The sequence below is a fragment of the Streptomyces sp. T39 genome (genome assembly GCF_008042045.1).
In the GTDB taxonomy this organism is placed as follows: Bacteria; Actinomycetota; Actinomycetes; order Streptomycetales; family Streptomycetaceae; genus Streptomyces.
Genome location: NZ_RDBP01000012.1, coordinates 1,300,689 through 1,320,024, shown reverse-complemented (window position 1 = coordinate 1,320,024; position 19,336 = coordinate 1,300,689). Strand labels below are relative to the sequence as shown.

Genomic DNA, 19,336 nt, shown 5'->3' with positions numbered 1-19,336 from the left:
TCCGCCCCGGCGGAGGCGGCGCCCGTGGCGCCCGCCGAGGGCACACCCGCGCAGGGCACCCCGGCGCACGGCACACCCGCGCAGGGCACCCCGGCGCACGGCACACCCGCCCGGGGCCGGGATGCCCCGCGCGGGTGTGCCGTGCGCCGGGGTGCCCTGCGCGGGTGTGCCGTGCGCCGGGGTGCCCTGCGCGGGTGTGCCCTCGGCGGGCGCCACGGGCGCCGCCTCCGCCGGGGCGGACGCCCGTCGGCGGCCGGTGGGCGCGGGGTGCTGCGGCGGTGGTGTGTGCTGCTCCCGGCCGGTGGCCGGGGCCACCGCGTCGTGCCGCTCCGCCTCGGGCACCGGGGCAGGCCCCGGCACCCGGTCGGCGTCGGCCGGCGGGAGCGCGAACGGGCTGCGGGCGGGAGCCTCGGGCTCCGGCCGCGGCGCGGCCGCGAGCGCGCGGCGCGCGCGGCGTCCTGCGGGCTGCGCGGCCCCTTCGGGTGCGGCCGCCGCGAGCTCGGGCAGTCCGCTGCGGGGCGGCTCCACCTCACGGCGGGCCCGGCGTCCCGACGGCGGGCCGGCGATGCCGTGCGCGTCGACGGGTACGCCCTGCGGCGGGACGGTCTCGCCGAACGCCGCCCGGCCTCCGGCTCCCTCGGCCGCCGTCACCACCGAACCCTCGGCGGCCTGCGGCGGGCCGGCCGGCTCGGCCGGGCTCGGACGGCCGCGCCTGCGGCCCGTTCCGCCGTCCGTTCCGCCGTCCGGGTGGACGGGCGGCCCGCCGGTGCCCTGTGCCGGGATCGGCTCGGCGTCCGGACGGCCCGCGCGGCGCCGCCCGGTCGGCTGCGCCGCCACCGGGTCCTCCGCCGCCACCGGGCTCTCCAGGAAGGCGTCGGTCGACGAGCGGCGCGCCCGGCGGCGTCCGCCGCCCGAGGACGCGGTACCCGCCGACTGCTGCGCGGGCAGGGCGGGGGCGGTCTCCACCTCGGGGGCGGGCGGCACGGTCCCCGAGCCGTCGCCGAGGGGCACCTCCAGGACGTAGGCGCTGCCGCCGGTCCCGGGCACCTCATGGGTCTGGAGCACACCGCCGTGCGCCCGGACGATGCCGTGCACGATCGGGGCGTGCACCGGGTCGCCGCCGGCGAACGGGCCGCGCACCTCGATGCGTACGACGTCGCCGCGCTGTGCGGCGGCGACCACGATCGTGGAGTCCACGTAGCCGCCGCCGGGCACCACGCGGGCCTTGCCCGTCGAGTCGACGCCCGCGACGTCGGCCACCAAGTGCGCGAGCGCGGTCGCCAGCCGGGCCCCGTCGACCTCGGCCTCTATGGGCGGCGCGTGCACCGCGAACTGGACCCGCCCGGGGCCGATCAGCTCGACGGCGCCCTCCACACCCGCCGTGACGATCCCGTCGAGCAGCACGTTCGCCTTGGTGAGCCGCTCGGTGCCGGTGTCCAGACGCTGATAGCCGAGCACATTGTCGACAAGCGTCGTCATCCGGGCGTATCCGGCGGCGAGATGGTGCAGGATCTGGTTCGCCTCGGGCCACAGCTGTCCGGCCGGGTCGGCGGCGAGCGCGCCCAGTTCGGCGCGGAGTTCCTCCAGCGGGCCGCGGAGCGAGTCGCCGAGCACGGCGGTCAGCTGGGCGTGGCGGGCGGCCAGCTCCTCGTACCGCTCGGCGCCGGCCTCCAGCTCGGCCGCGTACCGCTCGGTCCGGTCCGCCAGTTCGGCCTCGTGCTTCTCCGCCGCGGCCGTCAGCTCGGCCGTGAGCCGCTCGGTCGTCTCGGTGAGCTGCGCGCCCAGCCGCTCCTCGGTCGCCGCGAGCTCGGCCGCGTGCTTCTCGGTCTGCTCGTCGAACGGCCGCCGGTCGGTGAAGGTCATCACCGCTCCGACCAGCTGGTCGCCGTCGCGGACCGGAGCCGTGGTCAGGTCCACGGGCACCCTGGCGCCGCTCTTCGACCAGAGCACCTGGCCGCGCACCCGGTGCTTGCGCCCGGACTTGAGCGTGTCCGCGAGCGGCGACTCCTCGTACGGGAACGGCTCGCCGTCCGCCCGGGAGTGCAGGATCAGCGGGTGCAGCTCCTGGCCGCCGAGATCACTGGCACGGAAGCCGAGGATCTGCGCGGCGGCCGGGTTGACCAGGACGACCCGGCCGTCGGTGTCGGTGCCCACGACGCCCTCGGCCGCGGCGCGCAGGATCATCTCCGTCTGCCGCTGCGAACGCGCCAGCTCCGCCTCGGTGTCCATGGTGCCCGTCAGGTCCCGCACGACGAGCATCAGCAGCTCGTCGCCGGTGTATCCGCCGGCCGAGTCGTACGCCTCGCGCCCGTCCAGGCTCGCGCTCGTCACCTCGACCGGGAACTCGCTGCCGTCGGTGCGGCGCGCGATCATCCGGGTGGGCTTGGTGCGCCCGCGCGGGTCGGCGGAGCCGGGCCGGCGCATGGACCCGGGGATCAGCCGCGAGTCGAAGTCGGGCACCAGATCGAGCAGGCCCCGCCCCACCAGTGCCGTGCCCGGCGCCTCGAAGAGATCGAGGGCGATGCTGTTGGCGTTGACGACCGTGCCGTTGGCGTTGACGAGGACGAGCCCGTCCGGAAGGGCGTCGAGTATGGCTGCGAGGCGAGCAGCGCCTCGGGATGGCCTGCTGCTCACGACGACGGTTCCTCCCTGACCTACTGCGTAGTGCGGACGGCCGGTCCCATCTTGCCTCTCGGGCCACGGCCTGTCACTGAGGGAGTCTAAGCGCAGCGAGGCGCGCTCAGACGGTGGATGAGGGGGAGCTCTCACCAAGGTTGTGTGCGGATGGCGTACTCCGCCGGCCTATGACCTGGTGCTGGGCAGTACCGGCTCCAGTGCCTGCCACCGCGAGATCTCGCAGCCGTCGGACCGGTCGAACGTGGCGTCCACCGGCCGGCCGCGCCAGGTTCCGGTGACCCGGGCGGTGGCCGGCCCGCCGAACTGCTGGGTGCACATCTGCCCCTCGGGCACCGGTGCGAAGGGGTCGTCCCCCTCGGCGGCGAACCGGTCCAGCCGTTCGCAGGCGGGGACGGCCGAGGGGTGCGTGCCGCCGGCCGGGCCGCATTCCAGCTCGTATCTGCCGTCCGTCCGGGTGTTCCCGGTCTGGGAGACGATCACGCTCAGCCGGTCGGGACCGGCCTCGGGAGTGTCGGACGGGCCGAGGAACGGCACCGGCACGGGCAGCGGCAGGGGCGGGGTGATGGCGACCGCGGCGGGCACGGCGGCGGCGAGCGCGGCGGCGGACACGGTGGCGGTGAGGACGAGACGGCGCAGCATGGGAACTCCTGACGATCACGGGAGATGCCGGGGACCTTGCCCCGGCATCTCTAACGCTGCGCACGCCGCGGCGTTGCGCAACCGCAAGTGCTTTGCTCTGCGGGCCCGGGGCCTAGTACCGTGGACGGCGATTGGTGGCGAGCCGCAGGGCTGTGTCATCATCTGCACGCACCATCCGCGCTCGCGCGGGTGTGCTGGAGGCGTCGCCTAGTCCGGTCTATGGCGCCGCACTGCTAATGCGGTTTGGGCCTTAAAGCCCATCGAGGGTTCAAATCCCTCCGCCTCCGCCGTCAGATCACCGAAGCCCCGGCCCTCAGGCCGGGGCTTCGGTCGTTCTCCGGGCCGCTCCCGGGAGCCCCTCCGGACTCCCGCCGCCGACCCGCCCCGGCGCCGTCCCCGGCCGGCCGTTCGCCCGTCCGTCGCATGGCCCGCTCCGGCGTCCCCGGCCCTGTCCCCGCCCGCGGCCGCCCCACCCGCGACAAGGGGCCGTTCGGGTGTTTGTGCAGGTCAGATGGGGTGTGGCTAATGGATTTCGCGTGACGGCGCAGGTCATGTAATGTTGTTCCCGCAACGCCGACCAGGCAGAAAAGCCCGGGAAGCACAAGCACTCGTAGCTTAACGGATAGAGCATCTGACTACGGATCAGAAGGTTGCAGGTTCGAATCCTGCCGAGTGCACAGCGGAGAGAGGCCCCGGACGAAAGTCCGGGGCCTCTCTCGTCGTCGTGTCCGGCGTCGTTCCCCCCGGGCGCTGTCAGTGGTGGGGCGTACTGTCCCCGCGGGTGGTCGGGCGTGGCGGCGCCTCGGCCAGGGACGCGGATGCCTGGAGGGCGATCGTGGTGGATCTGAAGGACGAGCTGCACCGCAAGCTGCGGGAAGGGCGGGCCGGGCTGCTGTCGCGGCTCGACGGACTGAGCGAGTACGACCTGCGCCGGCCGCTGACGCCGAGCGGCACCAATCTGCTCGGGCTGGTGAAGCATCTGGCCGGGTTGGAGTACGGATACCTGGGCGAGGCGTTCGGGCGGCCCGCGCCGGAGAAGATGGCGTGGATCGAGGACGGGTCGATCTGGGACGGCGCCGACATGTGGGCGCGCGCGGACGAGTCGAGCGACTATCTGACCGGGCTGTACCGGCGTGCCTGCGCCCACGGCGACCGCACGATCGGGGAACTGGAGCTGGACTCGCCCGGTTCGGTGGCGCACTGGCCGGCCGAGCGCCGGGAGACCACGCTCGGCATGCTGCTCGTCCGGATGGTGGCGGAGACCGCGCAGCACGCGGGCCACGCCGACATCGTGCGCGAACTCGTCGACGGCAAGGGCGGACCCGACCGGGACGCCCAGGGCGACGACGCGCAGTGGCGGGAGTACGTCGCGCGGATCCAGGCGGCCGCCGACGCGTACACCCCCGGCGAGGGGTGAACGGAAGGCGGGCGGCGGCCGCCTGGATCCGCGCGACGTACTCCCGCCACTGCGCGTCGTCGCCCTGGGCGTCCCGGTCGGGTCCGCCCTTGCCGTCGACGAGTTCGCGCACGATGTCGGCGTGGCCCGCGTGCTGCGCGGTCTCCGCCACCATCCGGACGAGCAGCATGCCCGAGCCGCGTCCAGAACTCCCGTACCCGCGCCGCCTCGTCCGGCCCCGGCGTGCCCGTCCCCCCGGCGTCACGCCGGCCGGCACCGGGGACACCGGACCTCGGAGAACCGTGCGCTCGCGGCGCACCGGTGCGGCCCGTGTGTGAGGCGGACGGACCGGCGCCGGCCGGCGTGACGCCGGGGGGACGGGCACGCCGGGGCCGGACGAGGCGGCGCGGGTACGGGAGTTCTGGACGCGGCTCGGGCTGCCGGGCCTGGTCGACGTCCACACCCACTTCATGCCCGAGCGGGTGCTGCGCAAGGTGTGGGCGTACTTCGACGCCGTCGGTCCGCTGACGGGCCTTCAGTGGCCCATCTCCTACCGGCACGAGGAGGACGAACGCGTCGCGCTGCTGCGGTCCTTCGGCGTGCGCGTCTTCACCTCCATGCTCTACCCGCACAAGCCCGGCATGGCCGTCTGGCTCAACGACTGGGCGGCCGGCTTCGCGGCCCGCACCCCCGACTGCGCGCGCACCGCGACGCTGTTCCCCGAGGACGGCGTCGCCGGCTACGTACGGGACGCGGTCGAGGGCGGTGCGCGGGTGTTCAAGGCGCATGTGCAGGTGGGGGGCTACGACCCGGCGGACCCGCTGCTCGACCCCGCCTGGGGGCTGCTCGCCGACGCCGGGGTGCCGGTGGTGGTGCACTGCGGCTCGGGGCCCGCGCCGGGCAGGCACACCGGGCCCGAGCCGGTCGGGCGGGTGCTGGCGCGGCATCCGCGGCTGCGGCTGGTGGTGGCCCACATGGGCATGCCCGAGTACGCGGACTTCCTGGGCCTCGCCGAGCGGTACGCGGGGGTGTGTCTGGACACCACGATGGCGTTCACGGACTTCAGCGAGGCGCTGGCGCCGTTCCCCGTGGCGGAGCGGGCGCGGCTCGCCGGACTCGGCGACCGGATCGTGCTCGGGACGGACTTCCCCAACATCCCGTATCCCTACCTGCACCAGCTGAGGGCGCTGGAGCGGCTGGAGCTCGGGGACGACTGGCTGCGGGCCGTCTGCCACGACAACGGGGCGGCTCTGCTGCGGGCGGTCTGAACGGGCCGGGGCGTTTCTCAGGGAATTCACAGGGTCGGGCAAGAACGCTCTCAGGACCGCCCCGCACCGTGGCCGGTATGACCATCACCTCGCCCCAGGGGCGCACCGAACTGCTCAGGCCGGACGGCAGCGCCGTCCGGGTGCTCGTGGTCGACGACGAGGCGCCGATCGGCGAGCTGCTGTCGATGGCCCTGCGCTACGAGGGCTGGGACGTGCGCAGCGCGCCGGACGGCGCCGGGGCGCTGCGTGCGGCGCGGGAGTTCCGCCCGGACGCGGTCGTGCTGGACGTGATGCTGCCGGACATGGACGGGCTGGCCGTGCTGGGGCGGCTGCGCCGTGACCTGCCGGACGTGCCCGTGCTGTTCCTGACCGCCCGTGACGCGATCGAGGACCGGATCGCCGGACTGACGGCGGGCGGGGACGACTACGTCACCAAGCCGTTCTCGCTCGAGGAGGTGGTGGCCCGGCTGCGCGGCCTGATCCGTCGTTCCCGGGCCGCCGTCGTGCGCAGCGAGTCGCTGCTCGCCGTCGGCGACCTCACGCTGGACGAGGACAGCCACGAGGTGACGCGCGGCGGGGAGTCGATCCATCTGACGGCGACCGAGTTCGAACTGCTGCGGTACCTGATGCGCAATCCGCGCCGGGTGCTGAGCAAGGCGCAGATCCTGGACCGGGTGTGGAGCTACGACTTCGGCGGCCAGGCCAACGTCGTCGAGCTGTACATCTCCTACCTGCGCCGGAAGATCGACGCCGGCCGGGCCCCGATGATCCACACCCGGCGCGGTGCGGGGTACCTGATCAAGCCCGGGGAGGCACGGCCCGCGGAGGCACGGCCCGGTGGCTGAGCAGCCCGCGGGCCGCCGGCCGTGGTCCCTGCGGACACGGCTGGTCGTGGCGGCGGTCATGCTGATCGCGGTCGTCTGCGCCGTGATGGGCACCGTCACCACGATCGCCTTCCGCACCTACCGATAGCGCTATACAGCGTACGAGACGCCTTGTACGGTGTAAGGGAATCGCTCCCTTACGCCGTACAAGGAGTCCGTATGACGGCGACGACCGCCGCGAACCGCACAAGGAGTCCGTATGACGGCGACGACCGCCGCGAACCGCACACCCGGCGCGGTGCGGGGTACCTGATCAAGCCCGGGGAGGCACGGCCCGCGGAGGCACGGCCCGGTGGCTGAGCAGCCCGCGGGCCGCCGGCCGTGGTCCCTGCGGACACGGCTGGTCGTGGCGGCGGTCATGCTGATCGCGGTCGTCTGCGCCGTGATGGGCACCGTCACCACGATCGCCTTCCGCACCTACCGATAGCGCTATACAGCGTACGAGACGCCTTGTACGGTGTAAGGGAATCGCTCCCTTACGCCGTACAAGGAGTCCGTATGACGGCGACGACCGCCGCGAACCGCACGGCCCCCTCGGGCCATCCGCAGCGCTGGCTGATCCTCGGCGTCATCTGCCTCGCCCAGCTCACCGTGCTGCTGGACAACACCGTCCTGTCCGTCGCCATCCCCTCCCTCACCCGCGAGCTCCACGCCTCCACGGCCGACATCCAGTGGATGATCAACGCCTACTCGCTGGTGCAGTCCGGACTGCTGCTCACCGCGGGCAACGCCGCCGACCGCTACGGCCGCAAGCGGATGCTCGTGGCCGGTCTCGCGGTCTTCGGCATCGGCTCCCTCGCCGCGGGGCTCGCCGGGACGTCGGCCCAGCTCATCGCGGCCCGGGCCGGCATGGGCATCGGCGGCGCGCTCCTGATGACCACCACCCTCGCGGTCGTCGTGCAGATCTTCGACGACACCGAGCGGGTGAAGGCGATCGCCCTCTGGTCCACCGTCAGCTCCCTCGGCTTCGCGGCCGGTCCGCTGGTCGGCGGGGCGATGCTGGACCACTTCTGGTGGGGTGCCATCTTCCTGATCAACATCCCGGTCGCCGCGATCGGCCTGTTCGCCGTCGTCGCCCTCGTCCCGGAGTCCCGCAACCCCCAGGGCGACCGCCCCGACCTGCTCGGCGCGCTGCTCTCCACGATCGGCATGACCGCCGTCGTCTACGCGATCATCTCCGGACCCGAGCACGGCTGGTCCTCGGCGGAGGTGCGGGGCGCGGCGATCACCGGATCGCTGGTCCTCGGCGGCTTCGTCCTCTGGGAGCTGCGGATCCCGTACCCGATGCTGGACATGCACTTCTTCCGCGACCGGCGCTTCGTCGGCGCGGTCGCCGGCGCGGTGCTCGTCGCGTTCGGCATGACCGGTTCGCTCTTCCTGCTCACACAGCACCTCCAGTTCGTGCTCGGGTACGGCCCGCTGGACGCGGGGCTGCGCACCGCCCCGCTGGCCCTGACCGTCGTCGCGCTCAACCTCACGGGCGTCGGCGCGCGGCTGGTGGCGAAGCTCGGCACGCCCGCCGTCATCGCCACCGGCATGACCCTGGTGTCCGCCGGTCTGGCCGCGATCGCCGTGCTGGGCTCCCACGGCTACGGCGGGATGCTGGCCGGCCTGGTGGTCATGGGGGCGGGTGTGGCCCTGTCGATGCCCGCGATGGCGAACGCCATCATGAGCGCGATCCCGCCCGAGAAGGCGGGCGTCGGCGCCGGAATCAACGGCACGCTCGCCGAGTTCGGCAACGGGCTCGGCGTCGCGGTGCTCGGGGCGGTCCTGAACTCCCGCTTCGCGGCGCTCGTTCCCGCCGCCGCCGGCGCGGTGTCCCTTCCGGCGGCGCTGGCGGGGGCGGGCAGCGCCGGCGAGCGGTCCCGGATCGAGGAGGCGTTCGCCTCGGGCCTGGAGACGAGCCAGCTGGTCGGGGCGGCCGCCGTGCTGGCCGGCGGTCTGCTGGCCGCGGCCCTGCTGCGCCGCGCCGAACGGCGCGCCGCGCCGCAGGCCCCTTCCGGCCCGGGGCGGGGGAGTGACGGCCCGCAGGGGCCGCCCGCGCCGGGAACGGAAAGCGATGTGCCGGGGCCGTCCGCCCCGCTGCGCGGACCCGGGGCGCCGCAGGCTCCCGCAGACGTCACGAAGCCGTCGGCATAGCATCGGGGCCGGGCGGACCGGTGAGTTCCGCCCGGCCCGCCGGACGCTCCGGCAGGAACCCAGGAGGTGCGCGATGGTGCCAGCGTCCGACCGCGCGACGGGCCCCGCCAAGACGAGCGTGTGGCTCGCCAAGGGACCCGAGCGGGAGCGGGGACGCAGGTCCGGCCAGCCGGAGGGGCTGGGCCGCGACAAGATCATCGAGGCGAGCGTCCGGCTGCTCGACGAGCACGGGACGGCCGCATTCTCGATGCGCAAGCTCGCCGCCGAACTCGACGTCACCGCGATGTCGCTCTACTGGTACGTCGAGACCAAGGACGACCTGCTGGAGCTCGCGCTCGACGCGGTGTTCGGCGATCTCTCGCTGCCCGCTCCGGAGGACCGGGCGGACTGGCGCGACCGGCTGCGCGACCTCGCCCGCACTTACCGTGCCCTGCTGGTGCGCCATCCGTGGGTCTCCGGACTGATCGGCACCTTCCTCAACATCGGGCCGAACTCCCTGGCCTTCTCGCGTGCCGTGCAGGAGGTCGTCGGCGCCTCCGGCCTCTCCCCGGAGGCCCGGATGGGCGGCTTGGCCGCCGTGTTCCAGTTCGTGTACGGCTTCGGCACGATCGAGGGCCACTTCGTCCAGCGCTGCGCCTCCGCGGGCCTCAGCCAGGACGAGTACTTCCGCCGGGCGATGGGGACCATCGAGGAACGCCCCGAGCTGAGCCGGGAGTTCGAGCAGGCGACCGAGATCATGGAGGCCCGCGGCGGCACCACCGTCGAGGAGATGCGCGAGCGGGACTTCGCCGTCGCGCTCGATCTGCTGGTGGCGGGCATCGAGGCGATGGTGGCCCGCCGGGCCCCGGACAAAGGGCCCTGAGACGTGTCGCAGCCTTCCGCGACCCGCTTCAGTCCTGGACGAGCCGGGCCGGGAAGCCGCCCGTCGCGATCGGGCCCCAGCGCACAGGGGTGATCCTGATGATGGACTTCCCCTGCTCGACCATGGCGGTGCGGTACTCGTCCCAGTCCGGGTGCTCCCCGGAGACGGTGCGGAAGTACTCGACCAGCGGCTCGACCGAGGCGGGGGAGTCGATCACCTCGGCCGTCCCGTCGATCTGCACCCAGGGACCGTTCCAGTCGTCGGAGAGGACGACCACGCTCACCCGCTCGTCCCGCCGGGCGTTGCGGGTCTTGGCGCGTTCCGGATACGTCGAGACGACCACCCGTCCCGCGTCGTCCACCCCGCACGTGAGGGGCGAGGCCTGCGGCGACCCGTCCGAGCGGCGGGTCAGCAGCAGCGCGCGGTGACGGGGGCGTACGAAGTCGAGCAACTGGTCCAGGTCCACCGTGGTGTTGGTGGCGATGTGGCGTGCCATGCCCGGCACCCTACGTGAGGCGCGGCCGTCATCCGGGGAGCCGGTCGCCCTGCACCGCCTGGATGTCGAGTTCGACGCGCAGCGTCGTGCCGATGGCCGAGACGCCTGCCTGGACGACCTGGTTCCAGTTCATCGCGAAGTCGGCGCGGTGCAGTTCGGCCGTCGCGCGGAAGGCCGCGCGCACCCCGCCCCAGGGGTCGGGTCCGGTGCCGAGGCAGACGAGGTCGAGCGGGACCGGGCGCACCACACCGCGCAGCGAGAGCTCGCCCTGCACGGTCCACCGGTCGGGGCCTGCCGCCGTCGCTCCCGTGGAGACGTAGGTGATCTCGGGGAAGCGTTCGGCGTCCAGGAAGTCGGGGGAGCGCAGATGCTTGTCCCTCAGCTCGTTGCCGGTGTCCACGGAATCGGCGGCGATCACCGCGCGGACCCGTGAGCGCTCGAGGTCCGGCGCGATCTCGATCGTCCCGCCGAAGGAGCCGAACCGTCCCCGGACGCTGGAGATGCCCAGGTGTCGGGCGACCGCGGCCACGGACGAGTGCGCCGGATCGAGCGTCCAGACGCCCGGAGGCGGGAGTTCCGCCCCGCCCTGGCGCGCGAGCACCACCGTCCCGGCGTCCACCCGGCCGCTCGCGGTGACCAGCGCCGTCGAGGCGGCCGGTGCGTGGCCGAGCGCGGTCACGATCACCGTGTACGCACCCGGGGGCAGGTCCGCCGGGTCGGTGACCGTGCCGTCCTCGTCGGCCTGTGCCCGCAGCACCTGGGTGCCGGTCATGTCCGTGACGGTGACGACGGCGTGCTGGACGGCCCAGCCGTCCCGGGTCCTCACCTGTGCGCGAAGTGCCATGTCTCATCCCGTTTCCCGGCCCCGCGTCGCGCGGGGCCGTACGTGTTCGGGCCCCGGGCGGGAGCGGCCGGCCGTCCCCTGCCCGCCGCCCCCGCGTCCGGGGCCCGTCTCCGCCGGGCCGGCCGCTCGTCTCCGCTGGGGACGAGCGGCTTCCCGGGGGTCCGTCGGGGTGCCCGGCCCCAGCGGGCGGGGCACCCCCGTCTCACTCGCCCGGGTGGGCGAGCTCGATGTCGTGGCCGGCCGGGCCGGGGCCCATGACCGTCACCGCGGCGGCGACCGGCGGGTATCCGGTCGCGATGACCGTGTACTCCCCCGCGTCCAGGTCGGCGAAGGCGTACGCGCCGTCGTCGCCGGTCGTCGCCGTGCCGGCCACGTTGCCCGCGGCGTCCACCAGGGTGACCCGGGCGTCGGCCAGCGGCTCGCGGCCCGTCCCGCCGCGCACCACGCCCCGGAGCACCGCTCCGGCCACGAGCACGGCCTCGACACGGGTCACGCCCTGGCCGCCGATCTCGACCGGCAGGGCCAGCGGGCGGAAGCCCTCGGCGCCGACGGCGACCGTCACCGTGCCGGGCACCAGCTCGGCGAAGGCGAACTCGCCCTGCCCGGAGCTCCTGCCGGTGGCCAGCACGTCGCCGCGCACATCGGTCACCACGACCATCGCGCCCTCGACCGGCGACGCGTCCTCGGCGGAGCGCACCAGGCCCGCGAGCCCGCTCGTCCCGGCGAGCAGGATGTCGTAGGCCAGCGGCTCGTCGCCGACGACCACCGTGGCGGCCTGCGGCTGGAAGCCGTCGGCGGAGGCGATCAGCACGTACGATCCGGCGCCGGGCGCGTCCAGGGCGAAGCCGCCGTCGGCGCGGGCCACCGAGCGGCCGAGCTGGCGGCCGGCCGGCGAGATCAGCGTGACCGCCGCCTGCGGGACCGGGGCGCCCTCGGCGCCGCGGACGATGCCGCGCACCGCCGAGCCCGTGAGCTGCGGTTCGGTCTCCACGGCGACCACGGGGGCGGGCGTCGCGGGGAGGGCGGCGGCCTCGGGGGCGGCCGTCCCCGCCGCGGCGGCGGTTCCCGGCACGGGGTCGCTGTTGTGGGTCTTGAGGGCGACCTCCTTGATGAACAGGGTCAGCAGGAGGGCGACCAGCGCGAACGGGGCCGAGTAGAGGAAGACGTCGCCGACGCCGTGGCCGTACGCGTTCTCCATCACCAGGCGGATCGGCCCGGGCAGCGCGTCGAGGTCGGGGATGCCCCCGCCGCCCGTGCCGCCGTGCCCGGCGGCCGCGGCCTCGGGGCCGAGGGCCGCGAGTCCGTCCCGCACGTAGTCCGTGACCTTGGTGCCGAGCACCGCGCCCAGCGCGGAGACGCCCATGGCGCCGCCGAGCGTGCGGAAGAAGGTGACGACGGAGCTGGCGGCGCCGAGGTCCTGCGGCGCGACCTGGTTCTGCGTGCAGAGCACCAGGTTCTGCATCATCATGCCGATGCCGAGACCCATGACGGCCATGTAGATCGCGATGTGCCAGTACGGGGTGTCGTAGCGCATGGTGCCCAGCAGGCCGAGACCGGCGGTGACCAGCACGCCGCCGCTGACGAGCCACGCCTTCCAGCGGCCGGTGCGGGTGATGACCTGGCCGGAGACGGTCGACGAGACGAACAGACCGGCGATCATCGGGATGGTCAGCACACCGGACATGGTCGGCGACTCGCCCCGGGCGAGCTGGAAGTACTGGCTGAAGAAGACGGTGCCGGCGAACATCGCGACGCCCACGAAGAGCGAGGCGAGCGAGGCGAGCGTGATGGTCCGGTTGCGGAACAGGCGCAGCGGGATGATCGGCTCGGAGGCCCGGGACTCGACGAGCAGGAACAGCGCGCCGAGGAGCACGGAGCCGGCGACCATCGCGCAGGTCTGCCACGACATCCAGTCGTACTTGTCGCCCGCGAAGGTGATCCAGACCAGCAGCAGCGAGACGGACGCGCTGATGAGGAAGGCGCCGGTCCAGTCGATCCGCACCTTGCGGCGGGTGACGGGCAGCTTGAGCGTCTTCTGCAGGACGATCAGGGCGAGCACCGCGAAGGGCACGCCGACGTAGAAGCACCAGCGCCAGCCGAGCCACTCGGTGTCGGTGATCACGCCGCCGAGCAGGGGTCCGCCGACGGTCGCGACCGCGAAGGTCGCACCGATGTAGCCGCTGTAGCGGCCGCGCTCGCGGGGGGCGATCATCGCGGCCATCACGACCTGGGAGAGCGCCGCGAGACCGCCGGCGCCGATGCCCTGGACGACCCGGCACGCGATGAGCATGGCCGGGTTCTGGGACAGGCCGGCGACGACCGAGCCGAGCACGAAGATCACGAGGGCTATCTGGACCAGCAGCTTCTTGGAGAAGAGGTCCGACAGCTTGCCCCACAGGGGGGTGGTGGCGGTGGTGGCGAGCAGCGCGGAGGTGACGACCCAGGTGTAGGCGCTCTGTCCGCCGCCGAGGTCGCCGATGATCTGCGGCAGGGCGTTGGAGACGATCGTCGACGAGAGGATCGCGACGAACATGCCGAGCAGCAGCCCGGACAGCGCTTCCATGATCTGCCGGTGGGTCATCGGCGGGGTCCCGCCCGCGGCGGGCCCGCCTCCGTGCTTGGCGTGGCCGCCCCGCACACCGGATGGCGTGGTCGTAGCCATGAACTTCCTTTACGTCGTCTGTTGTGCAGGTGCACGGGTGGTGTGGGCCCGGCAGTCCCCGACGGATTCCCGGAGGCGGGCCAGCAGGTCGTTGAGCCGGCCGACGTCGTCGTCGGACCAGTCCCCGAGGTGGTGCGCGAACATGTCCGTGGTCCGGCGGCCGAGGTCGTCCAGCAGCTCCTCGCCCGCGGGCGTGAGCCGCAGGATCCGCGAGCGCCGGTCGTCCGGGTCCGGCAGGCGTTCCAGCCAGCCGCGGTCCACGACGTGCGCCACATGCCGGCTGGTCACCGACATGTCGACGGCCAGCAGCTCGGCGAGGCGGCTCATCCGCATCTCCCCGTACCGGCGGGTGAGGGACAGCACGGCGGCGGCGCCGGAGGGGCAGTCCGCGGGCAGGATGCGCGCGAGGCTGCGCTTCACGGCTCCCACGGCGCTGATCTGCCGGGCCAGCTCCTCGAACTGACTCCGCTCGGCCATGGCCCCTCCCACATCTTGTTGCTTAGGGCAACGATAGAAGCGGTTGGTTGCTACAGGCAAACGAAAACGGCCGGGATCGGGTAAAGGAACCCAAAAGGCTTTGCATATGCAGAGTAATGCCCCGGTCACGACTGCCCGGTGGCCGCTCGGGACGCCGCCCGGGGTTGGGCGGCGGGGCCCGGTTCGCTAGGGTCCTGCCCCATGGCACACAACCCCCAAGCTCCCCAAGGCCAGGGCCCCGAGGGCTCCTACGACCCCGCGGGCAGCACGCAGATGTTCCGCGCGTTCGTCGACGAAGGCGCGCCCCAGGGCCGCGCGGGCGGGCCCGCGGCCACCCCGGCCGCCTCCTCCTCGTCCCGCACGGGCGTGATCATCGGTGTGATCGCCGCCATCGTCGTCCTCGGCGCGGTCGCCTGGCTCGCCCTGGCCTGACGGCCCGGGCCGCCGGGCCCCGTCCGCCTGACGGCGCGCGCCCGCACGCGGGTGCGCGCCCACGCGCGCACGTGGGACGGCGTGGGCCTGCCCCCGATCGCAGGCGGCACCCACGGCCGGGCCCGCCCGCGGCGCCCTCGTCCCGTGTCATGCCGGCGGCCCCGCGGCGCACCCTCCCGACGGCGGTCCCGCGCCGGAGGCGATGTGCCCCGCTCCGCGCCGCGCACCGCCCGGGCGACGCCCCGGGCAGTGCGCGGGGGTGCCGCGGCGGCCGGGCCGCGCGGCACCCCCGGTGTGTCCTGACGGACGACCTCCCGGTGGAGGTCAGTCCGAGATCAGGCCCTCCCGCAGCTGGGCCAGCGTGCGGGTGAGCAGGCGCGAGACGTGCATCTGGGAGATGCCGACCTCCTCGCCGATCTGCGACTGGGTCATGTTCGCGAAGAAGCGGAGCATGATGATCTGCCGCTCCCTGGGCGGGAGTTTGGCGAGCAGCGGCTTGAGGGACTCGCGGTACTCGACCCCCTCCAGCGCCGTGTCCTCGTAGCCCAGGCGGTCGGCGAGCGACCCCTCGCCGCCGTCGTCCTCCGCGGAGGGCGAGTCCAGCGAGGACGCCGTGTAGGCGTTGCCCACGGCGAGGCCGTCGACCACGTCCTCCTCCGACACCCCGAGCACGGCGGCCAGTTCGGCCACGGTCGGGGAGCGGTCGAGCTTCTGGGAGAGCTCGTCCCCCGCCTTCGTCAGGGCCAGCCGCAGCTCCTGGAGCCGGCGCGGCACCCGCACCGACCAGGACGTGTCGCGGAAGAAGCGCTTGATCTCCCCGACCACGGTGGGCATCGCGAACGTCGGGAACTCCACGCCCCGTTCGCAGTCGAAGCGGTCGATCGCCTTGATCAGACCGATCGTGCCGACCTGGACGATGTCCTCCATCGGCTCGTTGCGCGAGCGGAACCGGGCCGCCGCGTACCGCACGAGGGGGAGGTTGAGCTCGATGAGGGTGTCGCGCACGTAGGTGCGCTCCGGGCTGTCCTCCGCCGCGCCCTCGCCGTCCAGCGCGCGCAGCCGCAGGAAAAGGGAGCGGGAGAGGGTCCGGGTGTCGATGGCTTCCGAGGTCTCGGGCACGAACGGCACGGGCACGAACGGCACGGGCGCGGGTGCGGTCGCACCGGGCTCACGCGTGAGCACCTTCGAGCTGCCCTGTTCTGCGGACATGCCACCCCCTTGAGGTCGCGGACGGTCGCGGTGGCCGCGACCGACTGAGGAACGCAGCTTCCACCTGAATACCGGCGGCGGGGCTGCGGCAAACGCGGTTCCCGCAGAATGTCACATGTCGGCAACACGCTGTAGTGACATGTCGACAAGTAATGGGTGAAAAGGCCCAGGAAACAAGGGGTGCAAGGGGTCTGAGACCCCGTCGGGAACTCGACGGGGGTCTACCCGTTCTGCTTACGCTTCGATCCTGTTTGCGGATCTCAATCTCGCGAAACTGCGCGCCAGGAGGCGTGACACGTGCATCTGCGAGACGCCCAGCTCCTGACTGATCTGGGACTGCGTCAGGTTGCTGTAGTAACGGAGCATCAGGATCCGCTGCTCGCGCTCGGGCAGCTGGACGAGCAGGTGCCGCACGAGGTCCCGGTGTTCGACACCGGCCAGCGCGGGGTCCTCGTAGCCGAGCCGGTCCAGCAGCCCGGGCATGCCGTCGCCCTCCTGCACCGCCTCCAGCGAGGTCGCGTGGTACGAGCGGCCGGCCTCGATGCAGGCGAGCACCTCGTCCTCGCCGATCTTGAGGCGCTCGGCGATCTCGGCCGTCGTCGGCGAGCGGCCGTTGGCCGTCGTCAGGTCCTCGGTCGCGCCGTTGACCTGGACCCACAGCTCGTGCAGCCGCCGGGGGACGTGCACGGTGCGGACGTTGTCGCGGAAGTACCGCTTGATCTCCCCGACCACGGTGGGCATCGCGAACGTCGGGAACTGCACGCCGCGGTCGGGGTCGAAGCGGTCGATCGCGTTGATCAGGCCGATGGTGCCGACCTGGACGACGTCCTCCATCGGCTCGTTGCGGGAGCGGAACCGGGCGGCCGCGTAGCGCACCAGCGGCAGGTTCGCCTCGATGAGGGCCGCGCGCACCCTGCCGTGCTCCGGGGTGCCCGGCTCCAGGGTCTTCAGACGCCCGAACAGCACCTGGGTGAGGGCCCTGGTGTCGGCGCCCCGGCTCTGCGCCGTGGTGGTGGCACGGGTGGCCGTGGCGAGGCCCGTGCGGTGACCGTCGGCGGGCCGCTCGGCGGCCGCCTGGTCCGCTCTCTCGTTCTGGGGTGGTACCTGAGGCGCAGTACTGGCCGGCACGGTCACGCCACCCCTTTGCGGTCGTTTTCAGTCAACTCATCCGTCAAAAGCGGTCATAGCATCACAAGACATGTCCACTGTGTGCAAGCACCCGATAACGCCGTGTTGACGCCGTGACGAGCGGCCGGAGGGCTGCCCGGCCCCAGGACGCGCAGACCCCCCGCCGGATTCCGGCGGGGGGTCGGGCGGGGCGCTGCCCCTCAGAACTCGTAGTCGGCGATCACCCACGTGGCGAACTCGCGCCACAGTCCGGCCGCCGCCTGGTGGGCCGGGTGCTCGATGTACCGCTGGAGGGCGTCGGTGTCGGCCACCGCGGAGTTGATGGCGAAGTCGTAGGCGATCGGCCGGTCGGTGATGTTCCAGGCGCACTCCCAGAACTCCAGTCCGGGCACGGCCTTGTCGAGGTCCCGGAACGCCTGCGCCCCGGCGACCACGCGCGGATCGTCGCGCTCGACGCCCTGGTTGAGCTTGAAGAGGACCAGATGGCGGATCACGGGTGCTCCTGGGGCAGGGGGCCGGCGAGGTGCCGGCGGCCGTCTAGTTGACGAGTTCGGTCATGAACTCGCCGACGCCCTGCGCGGCGCTCGAAATGCCCTCGAACCCTACCTGGACGAGATCGGCCGCCTTCGCGGGGGAGGTGATGATCGTGTACAGGACGAAGACGACGACTATGTAGAGCAGGATCTTCTTCGTTTGCGCCATCGTCCCCTGTCTCCCTGCTGCCCTGCCCGCCCATGCGTCGCGTGAGTCTAGCCGAGCCGATTTGAGCCATACCCGTCAAGGGATACGGGCCGCGGATCGGGGCCGGGACATGCGAAGGGGCCCCGGTGCCATGCACCGGGGCCCCTTCGTACAGGAGCGGTAGCGGAGGGATTTGAACCCTCGGTGAGTTTCCCCACACTCGCTTTCGAGGCGAGCTCCTTCGGCCGCTCGGACACGCTACCGGGAGAGAGCTTAGCCCACAGTGGGCCGTGCGATGAAATCGGTATCCGCACCCCGTGCCGCACGCCGTCGCAGGAGGCCCTACGGGCTGTCGGCGTGCCCCCGGGCGACGGGCGGGCGGTCCCGGAAGAAGCGCGTCAGCCCGTCCGAGCACTCGTCCTCCAGCACGCCGGGGACGACCTCGGGACGGTGGTTCAGCCGGCGGTCGCGGACCAGGTCCCACAGGGAGCCGGCCGCACCGGCCTTCTCGTCGCGCGCCCCGTAGACGACCCGGTCCACCCGGGCCTGCACCAGGGCGCCGGCGCACATGGTGCACGGCTCCAGGGTCACGACCAGCGTGCAGCCGGTGAGCCGCCACTCGCCCGTGCGCGCGGCGGCCCCGCGCAGTGCCAGCACCTCGGCGTGCGCGGTCGGATCACCGGTGGCCTCACGCTCGTTGCGACCCGTGGCGAGCACCGTGCCGTCCGCGGCCAGCACGACCGCGCCGACCGGCACGTCGCCGCCGGCCGCCGCGTGCCCGGCCTCGGCCAGCGCGAGCCGCATCGCGGCCTCCCACGGGCCGCGGACGGGGTCGGCGGCCGCAGCCGTGCCCGCGGGATCGGCTCCGGGGGGATCCACCGGACCGGACGGAGCGGCCCGGCCGGTGGATCCGCGGGGGTTCGTCGGGGGATGGGGGGTGGGCATCGGTCGATCGCTAACGGACGGTCTCCAGGACCTCGCCGGCGCCGAGCGCCTCCGCGATCTCGGGCAGGGCGTCCGTCTCCAGGGCCAGCAACTCCTTCTCCGACAGTCCGAGGTCCGCGAGGATGCCGCGGTCGCCGACGGGACCCGTGGGCGTGACTTCGCCGCCCTGGGCCGGGACACCCGCGACCGGGTCCTCCTCGTCCGCGTCCGGTTCCCCGTCCTCGGTGCCGTCGAGGTCGAGGGCGTCCAGGACGTCGGCGGGGTCGTCGTCGTCCCCGCCGAGCAGTTCGTTGGTGAGGATCTCCCCGTAGGAGGAGCGTGCGGCCGCGGCCGCGTCCGAGACGTAGATGCGAGGGTCCTCCTCGCCCTCGATCCTGATGACGCCGAACCAGGCGTCCTCCTGCTCGATGAAGACGAGCACCGTGTCCTCGTCCACCGAGGCGTCGCGGGCCAGGTCGGTCAGATCCGACAGGGTCTCCACATCGTCGAGCTCTGTGTCGCTCGCTTCCCACCCGTCATGAGTGCGCGCGAGCAGTGCGGCGAAGTACACCGTGACTCTCCCACTGATCAGAGGTGTGACGACCGGCGGTGCGCTGCGTGCGTGCCCCGCCCACCGGAATCGTGGCAGAAACATGCC

At 73.3% G+C, this 19,336-nt stretch carries 20 protein-coding genes, 3 tRNA genes and 2 pseudogenes; 11 read left to right on the top strand and 14 right to left on the bottom strand.

Going from position 1 to position 19,336, the window contains the following annotated elements:
* A pseudogene (locus EAO77_RS06870) lies at positions 1-2,634 on the bottom strand (PAS domain-containing protein); the annotation flags it as partial.
* A 168-nt stretch (positions 2,635-2,802) separates the two neighbouring features.
* Entirely contained in the window at positions 2,803-3,276 is a 474-nt protein-coding gene (locus tag EAO77_RS06865) for an SSI family serine proteinase inhibitor (protein ID WP_147987167.1), read from the bottom strand.
* Between the two features lie 196 nt (positions 3,277-3,472).
* Here EAO77_RS06865 and EAO77_RS06860 point away from each other — a divergent pair.
* From EAO77_RS06860 to EAO77_RS06850, 3 genes are all read left to right on the top strand, one after another.
* Positions 3,473-3,563 (top strand) — tRNA-Ser (locus EAO77_RS06860).
* A gap of 317 nt (positions 3,564-3,880) precedes the next feature.
* Positions 3,881-3,953, top strand: a tRNA-Arg gene (locus EAO77_RS06855).
* Positions 3,954-4,111: 158 nt separating this feature from the next.
* Positions 4,112-4,693, top strand: a complete 582-nt coding sequence (locus EAO77_RS06850) for a DinB family protein (RefSeq protein ID WP_147987166.1) — start codon at positions 4,112-4,114, stop codon at positions 4,691-4,693.
* Positions 4,694-4,793: 100 nt separating this feature from the next.
* Here EAO77_RS06850 and EAO77_RS39815 read toward each other — a convergent pair.
* Positions 4,794-4,862: pseudogene (locus EAO77_RS39815) on the bottom strand (DUF664 domain-containing protein); the annotation flags it as partial.
* Between the two features lie 247 nt (positions 4,863-5,109).
* Between EAO77_RS39815 and EAO77_RS06840 the strand changes: the two are divergent.
* The 7 genes from EAO77_RS06840 to EAO77_RS06825 all read left to right on the top strand — a co-directional run bounded on the left by EAO77_RS06840 (position 5,110) and on the right by EAO77_RS06825 (position 9,825).
* Complete coding sequence (locus EAO77_RS06840; protein ID WP_147987165.1) at positions 5,110-5,940, top strand: amidohydrolase family protein; 831 nt, start codon at positions 5,110-5,112, stop codon at positions 5,938-5,940.
* Positions 5,941-6,017: 77 nt separating this feature from the next.
* Entirely contained in the window at positions 6,018-6,785 is a 768-nt protein-coding gene (locus tag EAO77_RS06835; protein ID WP_261993826.1) for a response regulator transcription factor, read from the top strand.
* Positions 6,778-6,912, top strand: coding sequence for a hypothetical protein (locus EAO77_RS39810; protein ID WP_261994003.1), 135 nt, complete (start codon positions 6,778-6,780; stop codon positions 6,910-6,912). Before EAO77_RS06835 ends, EAO77_RS39810 begins: the two co-directional genes overlap by 8 nt.
* Positions 6,913-6,983: 71 nt before the next feature.
* Positions 6,984-7,124: a hypothetical protein gene (locus EAO77_RS38480; protein ID WP_187283139.1), complete on the top strand. Its 141-nt coding sequence runs from the start codon at positions 6,984-6,986 to the stop codon at positions 7,122-7,124.
* Positions 7,117-7,251 carry a hypothetical protein gene (locus tag EAO77_RS39805; protein ID WP_261994003.1) on the top strand — a complete coding sequence of 45 codons (135 nt, stop codon included), beginning with the start codon at positions 7,117-7,119 and terminating at the stop codon, positions 7,249-7,251. The genes EAO77_RS38480 and EAO77_RS39805 overlap by 8 nt, the downstream gene beginning before the upstream one ends.
* A gap of 71 nt (positions 7,252-7,322) precedes the next feature.
* Complete coding sequence (locus tag EAO77_RS06830; RefSeq protein ID WP_147987164.1) at positions 7,323-8,963, top strand: MFS transporter; 1,641 nt, start codon at positions 7,323-7,325, stop codon at positions 8,961-8,963.
* A gap of 73 nt (positions 8,964-9,036) precedes the next feature.
* On the top strand, positions 9,037-9,825 hold the full coding sequence (locus EAO77_RS06825; protein WP_147987163.1) for a TetR/AcrR family transcriptional regulator: 789 nt from the start codon (positions 9,037-9,039) through the stop codon (positions 9,823-9,825).
* A gap of 28 nt (positions 9,826-9,853) precedes the next feature.
* Here EAO77_RS06825 and EAO77_RS06820 read toward each other — a convergent pair whose 3' ends face one another.
* The 4 genes from EAO77_RS06820 to EAO77_RS06805 form a co-directional block, all read right to left on the bottom strand.
* Positions 9,854-10,321, bottom strand: coding sequence for a PPOX class F420-dependent oxidoreductase (locus tag EAO77_RS06820; protein ID WP_147987162.1), 468 nt, complete (start codon positions 10,319-10,321; stop codon positions 9,854-9,856).
* 28 nt (positions 10,322-10,349) lie between these two features.
* Positions 10,350-11,165: a YceI family protein gene (locus tag EAO77_RS06815; protein ID WP_147987161.1), complete on the bottom strand. Its 816-nt coding sequence runs from the start codon at positions 11,163-11,165 to the stop codon at positions 10,350-10,352.
* 202 nt (positions 11,166-11,367) lie between these two features.
* Complete coding sequence (locus EAO77_RS06810; protein ID WP_147987160.1) at positions 11,368-13,827, bottom strand: MFS transporter; 2,460 nt, start codon at positions 13,825-13,827, stop codon at positions 11,368-11,370.
* A gap of 9 nt (positions 13,828-13,836) precedes the next feature.
* Complete coding sequence (locus EAO77_RS06805) at positions 13,837-14,304, bottom strand: MarR family winged helix-turn-helix transcriptional regulator (protein ID WP_147987159.1); 468 nt, start codon at positions 14,302-14,304, stop codon at positions 13,837-13,839.
* 201 nt (positions 14,305-14,505) lie between these two features.
* On the opposite strand from EAO77_RS06805, the gene EAO77_RS06800 reads away from it, so the two are divergent.
* Positions 14,506-14,736, top strand: a complete 231-nt coding sequence (locus tag EAO77_RS06800; RefSeq protein WP_147987158.1) for a hypothetical protein — start codon at positions 14,506-14,508, stop codon at positions 14,734-14,736.
* Between the two features lie 324 nt (positions 14,737-15,060).
* Here EAO77_RS06800 and EAO77_RS06795 read toward each other — a convergent pair whose 3' ends face one another.
* From EAO77_RS06795 to EAO77_RS06770, 7 genes are all read right to left on the bottom strand, one after another.
* Positions 15,061-15,945, bottom strand: coding sequence for an RNA polymerase sigma factor SigF (locus EAO77_RS06795; protein WP_147987157.1), 885 nt, complete (start codon positions 15,943-15,945; stop codon positions 15,061-15,063).
* Between the two features lie 234 nt (positions 15,946-16,179).
* Positions 16,180-17,073 (bottom strand): RNA polymerase sigma factor SigF, encoded by an 894-nt coding sequence (locus EAO77_RS06790; protein WP_147987156.1) that lies wholly within the window; start codon positions 17,071-17,073, stop codon positions 16,180-16,182.
* A 200-nt stretch (positions 17,074-17,273) separates the two neighbouring features.
* Positions 17,274-17,567 (bottom strand): Dabb family protein, encoded by a 294-nt coding sequence (locus EAO77_RS06785; RefSeq protein ID WP_147987155.1) that lies wholly within the window; start codon positions 17,565-17,567, stop codon positions 17,274-17,276.
* Positions 17,568-17,610: 43 nt separating this feature from the next.
* Complete coding sequence (locus tag EAO77_RS38475) at positions 17,611-17,775, bottom strand: hypothetical protein (RefSeq protein ID WP_187283138.1); 165 nt, start codon at positions 17,773-17,775, stop codon at positions 17,611-17,613.
* Positions 17,776-17,932: 157 nt separating this feature from the next.
* A tRNA-Ser gene (locus EAO77_RS06780) sits at positions 17,933-18,017 on the bottom strand.
* Between the two features lie 79 nt (positions 18,018-18,096).
* Entirely contained in the window at positions 18,097-18,699 is a 603-nt protein-coding gene (gene tadA, locus EAO77_RS06775) for a tRNA adenosine(34) deaminase TadA (protein ID WP_147987154.1), read from the bottom strand.
* 10 nt (positions 18,700-18,709) lie between these two features.
* Positions 18,710-19,249, bottom strand: a complete 540-nt coding sequence (locus EAO77_RS06770) for a hypothetical protein (RefSeq protein WP_147987153.1) — start codon at positions 19,247-19,249, stop codon at positions 18,710-18,712.
* Positions 19,250-19,336 lie beyond the last annotated feature (87 nt).